Source organism: Martelella sp. AMO21009 (assembly GCF_053484295.1).
Map to the genome: position 1 here is coordinate 1 of NZ_JBAKFR010000028.1, position 12,796 is coordinate 12,796.

At 60.8% G+C, this 12,796-nt stretch carries 10 protein-coding genes; 4 read left to right on the forward strand and 6 right to left on the reverse strand.

Going from position 1 to position 12,796, the window contains the following annotated elements:
• The 3 genes from V6766_RS20730 to V6766_RS20740 form a co-directional block, all read left to right on the forward strand.
• On the forward strand, nucleotides 1-1,563 hold a 1,563-nt coding region (locus tag V6766_RS20730; RefSeq protein WP_448469748.1), incomplete at its 5' end, for a tripartite tricarboxylate transporter permease.
• On the forward strand, nucleotides 1,556-3,013 hold the full coding sequence (locus V6766_RS20735) for a sulfatase-like hydrolase/transferase (RefSeq protein ID WP_448469750.1): 1,458 nt from the start codon (nucleotides 1,556-1,558) through the stop codon (nucleotides 3,011-3,013). The genes V6766_RS20730 and V6766_RS20735, both read left to right, overlap by 8 nt.
• A gap of 85 nt (nucleotides 3,014-3,098) precedes the next feature.
• Nucleotides 3,099-3,443, forward strand: coding sequence for a hypothetical protein (locus V6766_RS20740; protein ID WP_448469752.1), 345 nt, complete (start codon nucleotides 3,099-3,101; stop codon nucleotides 3,441-3,443).
• 194 nt (nucleotides 3,444-3,637) lie between these two features.
• Here V6766_RS20740 and V6766_RS20745 read toward each other — a convergent pair whose 3' ends face one another.
• Both V6766_RS20745 and V6766_RS20750 read right to left on the reverse strand, forming a co-directional pair.
• Nucleotides 3,638-4,855: an MFS transporter gene (locus V6766_RS20745; protein ID WP_448469754.1), complete on the reverse strand. Its 1,218-nt coding sequence runs from the start codon at nucleotides 4,853-4,855 to the stop codon at nucleotides 3,638-3,640.
• A gap of 180 nt (nucleotides 4,856-5,035) precedes the next feature.
• On the reverse strand, nucleotides 5,036-5,989 hold the full coding sequence (locus V6766_RS20750) for a quinone oxidoreductase family protein (protein WP_448469756.1): 954 nt from the start codon (nucleotides 5,987-5,989) through the stop codon (nucleotides 5,036-5,038).
• Nucleotides 5,990-6,739: 750 nt separating this feature from the next.
• On the opposite strand from V6766_RS20750, the gene V6766_RS20755 reads away from it, so the two are divergent.
• Entirely contained in the window at nucleotides 6,740-7,378 is a 639-nt protein-coding gene (locus V6766_RS20755; RefSeq protein WP_448469758.1) for a TetR/AcrR family transcriptional regulator, read from the forward strand.
• Nucleotides 7,379-7,730: 352 nt separating this feature from the next.
• Here V6766_RS20755 and V6766_RS20760 read toward each other — a convergent pair whose 3' ends face one another.
• The 4 genes from V6766_RS20760 to V6766_RS20775 are packed head-to-tail and all read right to left on the reverse strand — an operon-like array spanning nucleotide 7,731 to nucleotide 12,795.
• Complete coding sequence (locus tag V6766_RS20760; RefSeq protein ID WP_448469760.1) at nucleotides 7,731-9,008, reverse strand: pyruvate dehydrogenase complex dihydrolipoamide acetyltransferase; 1,278 nt, start codon at nucleotides 9,006-9,008, stop codon at nucleotides 7,731-7,733.
• Nucleotides 9,009-9,026: 18 nt separating this feature from the next.
• Nucleotides 9,027-11,216 (reverse strand): dehydrogenase E1 component subunit alpha/beta, encoded by a 2,190-nt coding sequence (locus V6766_RS20765; RefSeq protein ID WP_448469762.1) that lies wholly within the window; start codon nucleotides 11,214-11,216, stop codon nucleotides 9,027-9,029.
• A gap of 52 nt (nucleotides 11,217-11,268) precedes the next feature.
• Nucleotides 11,269-12,024 carry an SDR family NAD(P)-dependent oxidoreductase gene (locus V6766_RS20770; RefSeq protein ID WP_448469764.1) on the reverse strand — a complete coding sequence of 252 codons (756 nt, stop codon included), beginning with the start codon at nucleotides 12,022-12,024 and terminating at the stop codon, nucleotides 11,269-11,271.
• Between the two features lie 18 nt (nucleotides 12,025-12,042).
• Nucleotides 12,043-12,795: an SDR family NAD(P)-dependent oxidoreductase gene (locus V6766_RS20775; RefSeq protein ID WP_448469766.1), complete on the reverse strand. Its 753-nt coding sequence runs from the start codon at nucleotides 12,793-12,795 to the stop codon at nucleotides 12,043-12,045.
• Nucleotide 12,796 lies beyond the last annotated feature (1 nt).

A 12,796-nucleotide genomic window follows, 5' to 3' on the forward strand; every position in this document is an offset into this window, starting at 1 on the left:
GGACATCATCACCGCACGAAATCGAGGGTTCCAAACGTTGGAATCAAACCACTAGCTCTCGATGTCCTCAGTCACCTGTTTAGCGTCTCGACGCTGCTGTGGCTTGTCGTCGGAACCCTTATCGGCGTGGTCCTCGGCGCAATACCGGGGCTTGGTGCGGCCATCGGCGTGGTCCTGCTTCTGCCGTTCACCTACAGCATGGATCCGGCTACCGGGCTGCTGCTGCTCGGCGGCGTGTTCATGGGCGGCTCCTATGGCGGCGTCATTCCCGGTATCCTTCTCAACATTCCCGGTACGGCAACCGCGGTGATGTCGACGATGGAGGGCTATCCGATGGCGCAGAAAGGTCGCGCCCGGCAAGCCCTTTACCTGTCCGTCATTGCTTCGGGCATTGGCGGCGCCATGGGCGTTCTCGCGCTGATCTTCTTCACGCCGACGCTCGCCTCCTTCGCGCTGAAATTCGGTCCGCCCGAACTGTTCCTGGTGGGCGTGCTCGGCCTGACCGTCGTCGGCGGCATGACCGGCAACAGCATCTGGAAGGGACTGTTCGCGGCTGGCGTCGGCATTCTGCTCAGCATGATCGGCCAGGACACGGTCAGCGGGCGTTACCGGTTTACCTTCGGCCTCGACTTTCTCGGAAGCGGCCTGAACATCGTGCCGCTGATCGTCGGACTGTTCGCACTTTCCGAGATGCTGACGCAGATGGCCAAGCGCGACACCAATGCTTCCGTCACCTCGGTCAAGCTGGAACAGACGACGCTGAGGCCCACGCTTCTTCAAATCGTATCGCACTGGTCGCTTGTTGCCCGCGCCTCGATCATGGGGATCATCATCGGCATCATTCCCGGAACGGGGGCTTCGATCGCGGCATTCCTGTCTTACGGGGAAGCCAAACGCACGTCGAAGCATCCCGAGGAATTCGGCAAGGGCAATCCCGAAGGCATCATCGCCACGGAAACGGCGAACAACGCCGCCGTCGGCGGAGCGCTGGTCCCGCTGCTGGCACTCGGCATTCCCGGATCGGCCACCACGGCGGTCGTCTATGCCGCGCTGACTATTCACGGCCTTATCCCGGGCCCGCGGCTCTTCTCCCAGAATGCCGAGCTCGCCTATGTCTTCATGGTCGGCATGCTGTTGACCGTGGTGGTCATGGTCCTGATCGGCATTTTTGCCATTCCGTGGTTCGCGCTCGTCGCCAAGATCAAGATGAACTATATCATCCCGGCGGTGACGGTCTTCTCCCTGATCGGAGCATACAGCGCCCGCAACTCGATCGCGGACATGTTCATCGCCGTCTTCTGCGGCATTATGGCCGTGCTGTTCCGCAAGGCGGCGATTCCCATCCCGCCGGTCGTGCTGGGATTCATTCTCGGCCCGGTTGTCGAGGAGAATTTCCGAAGATCACTGGTCATAGCCCATGCGCGTCATTTCAACTTCTTCGAATATGTTTTCCTGCGTCCGATTTCGATCGGTGTGGTCTGTTTGATCGTCCTGTTGCTGGCGACCAACTACATCTTCGTCCGCAGGCGCGTCAAAGACGCCAAGAGTACGAAAAATGTCTGACAAACCGAATATCGTCTTCATTCTTTCCGACCAGCACAACGCTGATGTCATGGGCGCGGCCGGACACGGGCTGGTGCGCACGCCGAACCTCGACCGGTTGCGGCAGTCGGGGTGTGCCTTCGACAACGCCTACTGCTCGTCGCCGTTGTGCGCGCCGAGCAGGGCCTCCCTGCTTGCCGGCGTCCTGCCCTCACGCACGGGCGTGTTCAACAATACGCAGGCCCTGCGGAGCGATCAGGCGACGTTCGTGCATGCGCTGGCGCTCGCCGGCTACGACACCGTGCTCGCCGGCCGGATGCATTTCAACGGTCCCGACCAGCGCCACGGCTTCGAACGGCGGCTTGTCGGCGATATCACGCCCAGCTTCCCTGGGCGGGGGCGTCGCGACCTGCAGTTCGGCGATCTGATCAAGACCCCCGACCAGAGCCGGATCGCGATCGACAAGTCCGGCGGCGGAAACTCCGCCGTTCTCCAGTTCGATCGCGCCGTGACGGATGCGGCATGCGCCTATCTGGACGACAGGAAGGACGACAAGCCGCTGTTCATGACGGTCGGCTATTATGGCCCGCATTGCCCCTATGTCGCTCCCGAAGCGCTGTTCGCCTATTACTACAGGCAAATGGAGTCCCTTCCGCCGGTGACCGTCGAGGAGGAGATGCACCCGGCGATCGAGCAGTGGAAACGCAATCGCGGTGTCGAGACGATTTCGGATGAAGATGTCCGCCGCGTCAAAGCCGCCTATTTCGGCATGGTGGAATATCTGGACGGTCTCATCGGCGCGGTTCTCGGGAAAATCGAAGAGACCGTCGGATTTGAAAACACCCTGATCGTCTACGGCTCCGACCATGGCGATAATATTGGCGAGCACGGCCTGTTCTGGAAGACCAACTTCTACGACGGCGCGGCGCGCGTTCCGCTGATCTTCTCGATGCCGGGGAAAATTCCCGCCGACAGCACAATGATGACGGTCGCCAGCCTCCTCGACCTCGCTCCGACCTTCATTTCGATTGCAGAAGGCCCTGAACTTCCGGTCATGGACGGCAAAAGCCTCTGGGGCTTGCTCACGGGCGCAGAGCCCGAGGACCCCGAAAGGGCGATCACATCGCAGCTTGCCGACATCAAGGGCGATGCGCCTTCGGCAATGGTGCGCAAGGGGCGTTGGAAACTGGTCGTGCACCACGGCTACGACACGCCGCAGCTTTTCGACATGATCGCCGACCCGGCGGAGCTTATCGATCTCGGCGCTTCGCCGGATCACGCCCATATCCGCGCCATGCTGAAGGCAATTCTCGACCAAGACTGGGATCCCGCGGCGATCAGCCGCCAGCTGGGCGTCGCCAAATCCCATGCCGAGATGCTGCGCAAGTTCACGCAGGTCACGGAGCTTGAAGGCTGCGACGAGTGGTACGGCGATCAGTCCGGCAACTATATCTCTATGAAGACGGCCTGAGGCCAGTTCAGGCGAGGCGGAGACCGATTCACGTCCGGAAGCGCGTTAAGCCAGGCGAACGGGTCTGTTACCGCATCCAGGTCTGGTGACCGATCCTGGCAATCTCGAGAATGACGATGGCCAGGATGCCCATCGTCGTGGCGGACACGAAGCTCCGGGATTCGGGCGGTGTCACGTCTTCAAGATCCGGGTCGGCAACGCAACGCTTGCGCCGCAGGTCGGCTTGCTCGCACCGATCAAACCGACCCGCGGGCAGGTGCTGATCACCGAACGTCTGAAACCGTTTCTCGACTATCCGACCAATAAATGCCGCCAGACGAAGGAAGGCTCCGTTCAGCTCGGCTCAACGGCCGAAGACGTCGGATATGATGACGGTACTTCCGCAGACAAGATCGAATGGCTCGCCCGCCGGGCCGACGTCAGCGTTTAGTGCTCACCTCTGCCGAGGTAATTCGGAACCTTGCATACGCGATTGACTGACGTCGAGAGCCTCAGCGGCATATCGAAAATTCAGATGTCCAGCTACTGCAAACGGCAACGTTGGCGACGGGAGTGGCTACAACTCATCATCATTTGCGGAAGCTTGCCTGAGGAAAAAGGTCTTCGTCGCCGCCTCCGCATATTTTACGAACGGGGCAAGTAGGCAGTCGCAATCACAGCTCCGATAATGGAGATCGCGACTGCTGCACCGATCCATGCTCCATAGAGTCCCAAACCAAGAATGTAGCCCGCCAGAACCGGAGATGTTATCTCTGTCACAGCGGCCAACGATTGTCCTGTCCCCATTACCACCCCTTGTCGCGCGGCCGGAACATGGACGGATAACGCCGCGAGATATGTTGGCTTTGCTAGAGCATCGCCGGTGCTGATGCAGAGCACAGCAAAGAAGAGGGCAGGAATTGTGCTGGCCAGACCGGCGCTTATGAACCCAATGCAAATGAGCGTAAAGATCAGAATTATCAGTTGGCGTTCAGAGAAAAATCGGCCGAGCCATCCGATCACGAAAAGCTGGACGCTGATGTTGATAGCACCATCCGCTGCCAAGATGTAACTTATCTCGCGCGGTCCCACGGCTTGACCGTTCCACGAGAACCTGTCGGCAAGGAAATTTGGTAATTGAGAGGCATAAATACCATAAGCGAAGAAGTGGCACAGCATCACTATGATCAGAATTCGGATCACCTGGGAACCGATTGCTATGCGAAATGAGCCTCTATTTTGGTCGCTCTCGCTCGAAACTCGCGCCAACGCTTTGTCGCCTTTCAGGCAGAAGGTCGTTGCGGCTATGCCGGAAACGGACAGCGCCAACGCCGTGTAGATCGGCGCCGTCAACGATATTTCTGACAATCCGCTCGAAAGCCCCGCACCAACGATCATCCCGAGGCCGAACCCAGCATTTACTATGCCGAGAGCTTGGCGTCGCCTAGCTGGTGAGCTGTTATCTGCTGCATAAGCAGCAGCAGCCGAGAAATTTCCGGCAGTTAGACCAAACAAGAACCGCGCGAGAACGACAGTAACTATGCTTTGCGCGAGGGCGAGCAGCAACAGGCTAACGACTGCTACGATTTGACTGGCAAGAAGAACCCGCTTGCGGCCCAAGCGGTCTGAAAGCTGACCGAGCAAAGGCGATGCAACAGCTTGGCTGAACGCTTCCGCTGTAAGGGCGAAGCCAAAGACCAGTGGGCTTGCCCCCATCTCACGCAAATAGAATGGCAGAATTGGAAGTACCGCGCCAATGCTGGCAGCGTAAAGGCTAACGATAGCGAAAAGTGGCCACATCAGCCACCAATTGAGGCTCGTCCTCTCGTCAATAACGTCACTCGGTGGCAACCCGCCGATCATTTTACATCCTTCCGACACAATATGAAAAAGGCAGCAAGACCCGCGCGGTTAACTAGCAACCGCGCCTAGTCGAAGTCAGGAAATGGCACCGGATTGAACGTGATCGTCAAACTGGTCTTGAAAGGTTCGCCCTATTCTTTCAGGGCGGTTAGATCCCGTCGCATAGTTTGGCGGGATCTATCAAAGGATGATGGTCGTTCGTTCGCCTTCCGCCTCCTCGTGCCCCCAAGCGGCCTCCACGTCTGAGAGAGAAAAGGGACAAGGGCGAACGGAGAGCGCGCCCGATCCGATAGCGGCGGCAAGTTCGGCAAGTTGCGCCACCTCCATTGGAACGGAACCGAAGCCGCTTCCGCTAATGCGAAGCGCATTGTGTCGAAGTGCGTGCCCTCCGAGCGTGATTTCTGTACCTCCCATACCTCCGACTTGGACCCAATCAAGAATGCGATCGTGTTGGATGCGCGAGCCAAGGATCGCCCGCATGGCCAATTCCGTAGGGGGGCCCCAAACGTAATCAAGAACGGCGTCAACCTCTGCGGCTGCGGCGGCATATGCTGCCTCGGTCATGGCATTATCAGATCCAATCGCGACGATCTCGTCAGCACCTTCGGACAGCAATTCGACCAGACGAGCCCGATTACGTCCTGCCGCGATCACTCGGCTTGCCCCCAAGTGTCGCGCTATCTTAACGGCCATACCACCTGCATTACCTGTGGCTCCGATGATCAGGACAGACTGCCCAGCTTTGAACTGGACCCTTCCCTTTAATGCCACCCAGGGGGACAAGGCCGGGTTCATAGTGGCAGCGACAACAGCGGGATCGGCATCTATTGGCACAGGGATCAAATCTGCCGGATCGACAATAATTCGCTCGGCTAAAGTCCCGGTTCCGGGCGCCATAATGAAAGCGAGTCTTCCGTCTTGTCTGCGCACGACCGCATCAATGCCGGCGAGAAAGGGAGGCTTGGCGGGGCTGGTATAGTGCTTTCCGGACGCCACCCCGCGCGCGGCATGGCTGATGCCGACGGCAAGCACCTGCACAACCTCCTGGCCCGGTTGGGCTATTGGTTCTGGAACGGATCGAAAACGCGGTGGCTCGTCAAAGGCTTCGACTACTGCCGCATGAATCATAGACACAGGCGATCTCCACATTAGATACGAATGTGTATCTATATAAGGTCCTTTTCGCGCGGCGCAATAAGATACATTATCGAATCTTATATTTTTGGATCTGCAATGGGTAGGGCGGTGTTACGCGGCGGCGAGGAAGCAAGCATCAAGGATGCGCTGCTTGATGCAGCGTGCCGACCAAGCCTGGCTATCCGGGCTTCACGTACGAAGTTATCCGCCAGAGCTAGAGAGCGGCCCCGTCCTATATAGCAGATGGCCAGAGCGCGCGGATTTGCTGCGGGTCACGATCAGAAAAATATGGCGATCGCCACCGGCTGCGGCACCGCACCGCGTTCATTCTGGCCGCCAGAATTGTTGTGTTTGCATCGTGTGGCACGGGGGACCGGATTTTCATATCGATGCCAATGCGCTGAACAAGAGTGCCAACTCGTGGCCATATGACGAATGCGAACGCGCCGGGTGGTTCGCGCCCGAAGGCATTGATAGCTGCAACCGCCGGAAGCGACTTCAGGCTCAACTTGCATTTCCGGCTGTTGTGCTGCGCGTCGCAAACTAGCTAATACCGCCCGCAAGGACCTCGACGAGTTCCTGGCTATCGGTCGGTCAACGTTAGGGAGTGGATATGTAGTGAGGAGTTCATCGACAGACTCGATGACTGTAACCGTTGGACACCAGCCTGCTCATAAGGTACACTAATGGATCTCCTGTTGCTGTTTTCCCTAGGATACGCAGAACGGCACTTATATTGAGGTGACGATGAAGACTGATGGCGTTGTGCCGGACGAGGCAGAGGAAGCGCCGACGGCCATCTCTCGCCGGCGTGGTCCCAAGCTTGAGGAAGCGATCCTTGAAGCTGCATGGGATATTCTGATTGAGCACGGATACAACGGGATGACATACGAAGCGGTCGCTGCCCGCGCTGGGACAAGCCGCCCTGTCCTCTACAGGCGATGGCCGCACCGCGACGATCTTCTGCTCGCCGCGGTGACCCGCTCATGGCGGTCGGAGCCAATTCCCATCCCGAACACAGGCAGCTTGCGAGAGGACGCCATCGCGCTCTTGCATAATTTGAACGCAAGGCGTCCGCGTATGATCGCGCTGATCAGCGCCCAGATCATGGACTACTTTCGCGATAGCGGTAGCACGTTCAGCAAGTTGCGCGAAGCGCTCTACGCACCGGGCGAGTCCACCGCCTTCGAAACGATTACCCGTCGCGCCGTCGAGCGTGGCGAGTTGATTGACGTGCCGCGCTCCCGGCGGGTCGTGAACTTGCCGTTCGATCTATTCCGACATGATGTATTCATGACGCTCCGAGAGGTATCCAACGAGTCGATCGTTGAGATCGTTGACGAAGTTTGGCTACCATTGTTGCTGACCGTAGCGGACGGCAAATAGGCGGAGCGGCGATGTCCGCGCGCGTAATGTGAAGCCCCGCGAGTCCGGATCCTTATCAGCCGAACTACCTGGGAAGGCAGGCAGAAACATAATCGACGCGCCTCCCAGGGCGAGTACAGTGATGGCGGAGGCCAACCATGAAATTCTGCTCACGAGAAGTCGGCCAGCGATGGGCGCAACGACGTTGATCAGCGAAGCGTGCGAGATCGAGCATCAAGCAACCTCCGTCGCTCGGTAGGCCGCCACACAGCCGTCTGGACGAATGAGAACTGCCTCAAGACTGCGGAACGCGTCGGACGGGGTTACAACAGACATTGCAGCGGCAAGTATCTGTCACACAAAACCCGCTTGCTCACACGAGCAGGCGCATCGGCTCCTCGAGCCCGGCCTTCAGCGCGCCGAGAAGCCGGGCGCCGAGCGCGCCGTCGACGGCACGGTGGTCGACGGACAGCGTGCAGGTCATCATGGTGGCAAAGGCGACCATGCCGACCTCGCTTTCGACCGGGCGGCGCTCCGCCGCGCCGACGGCGAGGATAGCGCTTTGGGGCGGGTTGATGATCGCGGCGAAGGATCTGACGCCATACATGCCGAGATTGGAAATCGAAAATCCACCGCCCTGATACTCTTCGGGGCGCAGCTTTCCATCGCGCGCTTTTGCCGCAAGCACTTTCATCTCCGCGGAAATCGCACCGAGGCTCTTTTCGCCGGCCCTGCGGATGATCGGCGTGATCAGGCCGCTATCGGTTGCCACGGCCACGGCGATGTCGATATCGGCAAGCCGCAACATCGCCTCTTCGGTCCAGATGACATTGGCATCGGGCACGGCGGCAAGGGCGGCGGCGGACGCCTTGATAACGAAGTCGTTGACCGAAATCCGCTCCGCCTTTTCGCGGCCTTCATTGATTTGCTGACGAAGGGCGAGAAGCGCGTCGAGATTGCAGTCCATCTCCAGATAGAAATGCGGCACGGTGGTCTTGGCTTCCAGCAGACGTCGGGCGATGGTGCGTCGCATCGTGCTGTGGGGCAGGCTCTCGTAGGGTCCGATTCCCGGCGGAATGGCGGCAGGAGCCGGGATTTCCGGTGTTTCTGAGACTGTAGCTTCCGGTTCGGCGGCAGCAAGGGCGGCGCGTTCGATGTCGATGCGAACAATCCGGCCTTTCGGTCCGCTCCCGGCAAGGCCGTCGAGCGATAGGCCGCGTTCGGCCGCAAGGCGGCGGGCCAGTGGCGAGACCCTGTGGCGCGCGTTCTCGCCGACAGTTTTCGCAACAGGCTGAGGTGCTGGCGCGGCAAGCTGTGATGAGGCCTGTGGCGCGGACGGCGTTTCATCCGGGGCGGGCGTTGCCGGTTTTGCAGGCGTGCTTTGCGCCTGCGGCAGGGACCCGGCATCCTCGCCGGCGACAAGCAGCACGGCGATGGCCTGGTTGACGTCGGCGCGCTTGCCCTCGGCCACCAGCAGGCGGCCGAGGGTGCCGGCGGCTTCCGCCTCCAGCTCCATCGTCGCCTTGTCGGTTTCGATTTCGGCGATCGGCTCGCCGATTTCCACCGCATCGCCCTCGACCTTCAGCCAGCGCGCGACAATGGCATCTTCCATGCCGGACGAAAGTGCCGGCAACACGATATTCAAGGGCATGTCCGTTTTCCTTCCGCTTCAGCCGGCCAGCGGCAGGCCCTGGGCCGCCATGACGGCGGCAAGGCCGGCTTCGATATCCAGCGGCTGCGCGGCCGCCGCCGCCTCCAGAACCTTGGAGATCGAGGGCGAGGCTTCCGCGCCGTGAACGCGAGCGACCGGCTGGTCCAGCCAGTCGAAGCAGCGGCGCTGCAATTCATCGGCCAGCCAGCCGCCATAAGACGTGCCGGACGCGCCCTGTTCGACGATCAGCACATTGCCGGTCTTGCGGATCGAGGCTTCCACTGTCTCCCAGTCCAGCCCGGCCCGGTCGAGGGTTCTCAGATCGATGATTTCGGCATCGACGCCGAGCTTCTCCACGGCCTGCCGGGTCTTCTCCACCATCGAAAGATAGGTCAGCACCGTCATCCGCTCGCCCTGGCGCACCACTTTCGCTTTGCCGAGCGGAATGAAATAATCGAGGTCGTCGGCAGGCGCCGGGCCCTTGGAGGCATAGAGATCCACATGTTCGATGACCAGAACCGGGTCGCGACACAAAAGCGCGGAATTCATCAGGCCGACATAATCGAACGGCGTTGACGGCGCGACGATGCGCCAGCCCGGCGCGGTGGCGAAAATGCCTGCCGGGTCCATGGAATGCTGCGAGCCATAGCCAGTGCCCATTGCCACCTTGGTGCGCAGCACCAGCGGCATGTCGCTATCGCCGCCGAACATGTGCCGCGCCTTGCCGATCTGGTTGAACACCTGATCGGCGGCCACCCACATGAAATCGGGATACATGAATTCGATCACCGGGATTACCCGCCCGTCCGCAGCCATGCCGGCTGCAATGCCGGTGAAGGCGTTCTCACTAATCGGCGTTCCGAGAACCCGGCCGGGAAACGCATCCGAAAGCCCGCGCGTCGCCCCGTTCGTGCCGCCCTTCAGGCGATGGACATCCTCGCCGAGAACGACGATGCGCTCGTCCGCGGCCATGCGCGCGGCCATGACATCAGCCACGGTATCGATAAAGCGGGCGTTTTCATCAAGCGTGCCGGAGAAGCTCTCCTGCTCCTCGAAACGGACGCCGGCGAACTCGGAGAGGTCGCCGCGCAGGCCGAAATCGCGGAGTTTCTGGTCCGGCCACAGCGCGGGAATGATCCGCTTCTTGCCGTCTTGGGTCTCGATCAGTTCGCTGGCGATTTCATCCATCAGGGCGACGCAACGCGCGCGCAGCGCCGCCACGGCTTCCTCGCCAATGGCCTGACGCTCCTGAAGCCGCGCAGCCAGCGCGTCGAGCGGGTCGCGGCCGCGCCATTCGGCTTCCTCATCCTTGCCGCGATAGCCGAAGGCGCTGCCGGGAAGCGGGCCGCTCTGGTGGAAATAGCGGTAGACATCGGCCTCGATAATGGTCGGGCCGCCATCATTGCGCATGATGTCATTGGCCGCCTCGCAGGCAAGCTGAACGGCGATACTGTCCATGCCGTCGACCTTGAAGGCGGGAATGCCGAAGGCAAGACCGCGCGAGGACAGGCGCGGTTCGGCGGTCACTTCGTCGACATGGGTCGACACGGCATAGCGGTTGTTCTCGATAAAGAAGCAAAGCGGCAGCTTCCACGCCGCGGCGATGTTCATCGTTTCCAGAACCGAACCGATATTGGTCGCGCCGTCGCCGAAATAGGTATAGACGACATTGCCTGCGCCGGCCTTCTTGTGCGCCCAGGCCGCCCCGGCGGCCATGGGTACGCCGCCGCCGACAATGGCATTGGTGCCGAGATTGCCGGATTCGGCCCAGCGCAGATGCATGGAGCCACCCCGACCCTTGCAGAAGCCTTCGGAAAGCCCGCAGATTTCCGCCAGCGTGCGCTTGGCAAGGCTGCGGATATCGCCGCTGAACTCAGTGGCCGGGTCGACCCCGCCCGGCGCGACAAAGCCCAGCGCCTTGGCCAGAAACTGGTGGTGAGCGCGGTGCGAGCCGTTGATCTGGTCGCTGACGCGAAGGCCGATGGCCGAGCCCACCGCTCCGCCCTCCTGTCCGATGGCGGAATGCGCCGGGCCATGAACGAAGTTCTGCCCCGCCAGTTCCAGAACCTTTTCCTCGAACGCCCGGATCAGGTGCATTTCGGCAAGCATGGTTCCGCCCGTGCGCAGATCGAACGCGGCATAGTCGGCTGCGACGGGTTTGATTTCGCACCAGGGGCTTTTTGCGACGAGGTCAATCTGTTCGGGCATTCTGGACTCTCCGGGAGAAGGCATTTTTTGGTTGGGCGATTGCGGGCGGGCCTCAGGCAGCCAGAAAACCGCCGTCAACAGGCAGGATCGTGCCGGTGATGTAGCTGGCCATGGAGGATGCGAGGAAAACGATCGGATCGACCACTTCGTGAGTCTCGCCGATGCGTTTCATCATCACCCGGTCCGTGAACCAATCCGCGCCGCCGGGCCGATTGAGCTGGGCGATGGCCATCTGGCTCATCATGATGCCAGGCGCCACGGCGTTGACGCGAATGCCATGTGGGGCGAGGTCGCGGGCCATGACCTGGGTCAGCGAGCGCACCGCCCCCTTGGACACGACGTAACCGGCCGTCGAGCCGCCAGCGACGAAACCAGCGACCGAACACAGATGCACGATGCAGCCCTTTCCGGCTTTCAACGACGGGACCAGCGCGTGGGAAACGTTGAACGTGCCCTGAAGGTTGACGGCCATAATATCGTCCCATACCGATTCGGCCTCGGGCGTATCGAAGGCCGCTCGCCCGGCAACGCCTGCATTGTTGACCAGTATGTCGAGCCTGCCATGGCGGTCGAGAACACAGGCGGCAAAGGCCTTGACGGCGGCGCGATCAGTAATGTCGAGGGCGTGGCTTTCAGCCTCATGCCCCTTGTCGCGAATCGCCCCGGCTCCTTCGCCAGCAGCCTTGCCGTCCCTGTCGGTCAGGATCAGCCGTGCGCCATGTTCTGCCAGACCCGCGGCAATCGCCGCGCCGAGGCCGCGACCGGCGCCGGTTACAAGCGCGATCTTGCCCTTCAGCAATTGTGTCATCGTTCATTCCTCCGACCCTCAGGCCATATAGATTCCGCCATTGACCTGGACGGTCTCGCCGGTAATAAAACTGGCTGCCGAACTGCACAGAAAGGCCGCTACGCTGGCGATTTCCGATGGTTTCCCAAGCCTTTTGAGCGGCGTCTGGGCAAAGGTTTCCTCCGCGCGGGTTTCAAGCAATCCGGCGATCATCGGCGTTTCGATAATGCCCGGTGCGATGCCATTGACCCTGACCCTCGGCGCAAGCTCGCGCGACAAGGCGCGGGTGAACGAAACCATCGCACCCTTGGTCGCGCCGTAATGGGCGTTGGAAAACGCGCCGCGATAGGCCGCCAGCGAGGCGATGGTGACGATCGAGGCATCGTCGCGCAGAGCCGTCAGCGCCCGGCGGCACAGATAGAAGACGCCGTCGAGATTGATCGAGATCGTACGCTGCCATTCCGCATCGCTCATTTCGGCAAAGGGTTTCGACTGGTAAATCCCGGCCGAGGGGATAAGAAAGTCGATCCCGCCGAAATGATCGCGGGCGACCGAAACCATGGCTTCAGCATCGCCGGCGCAGGCCGCATCGGCCTTCAGCGTGACAATCCGGCCGGCGTCGTCGAACCGTGCCGCCCAGCTGTCGAGGCCATCAAGATCGATATCGCTCAGCACCAGATTGGCACCGGCATCGTGAAATGCCCGGGCAATGGCCCTGCCAATGCCGCCATTGGCGCCCGAAAGAACGAGGGTTCGCCCGGAAAAGTCGAATCTCGCGTCGTTCAAGGACATA

Coding starts and splice junctions, on each gene's coding strand:
- V6766_RS20760 (WP_448469760.1), bottom strand. CDS start 9,008: ATGCCCTTGAATATCGTGTTGCCGGCACTTTCGTCCGGCATGGAAGAT.
- V6766_RS20735 (WP_448469750.1), top strand. CDS start 1,556: ATGTCTGACAAACCGAATATCGTCTTCATTCTTTCCGACCAGCACAAC.
- V6766_RS20770 (WP_448469764.1), bottom strand. CDS start 12,024: ATGACACAATTGCTGAAGGGCAAGATCGCGCTTGTAACCGGCGCCGGT.
- V6766_RS20765 (WP_448469762.1), bottom strand. CDS start 11,216: ATGCCCGAACAGATTGACCTCGTCGCAAAAAGCCCCTGGTGCGAAATC.
- V6766_RS20745 (WP_448469754.1), bottom strand. CDS start 4,855: ATGATCGGCGGGTTGCCACCGAGTGACGTTATTGACGAGAGGACGAGC.
- V6766_RS20755 (WP_448469758.1), top strand. CDS start 6,740: ATGAAGACTGATGGCGTTGTGCCGGACGAGGCAGAGGAAGCGCCGACG.
- V6766_RS20775 (WP_448469766.1), bottom strand. CDS start 12,795: ATGTCCTTGAACGACGCGAGATTCGACTTTTCCGGGCGAACCCTCGTT.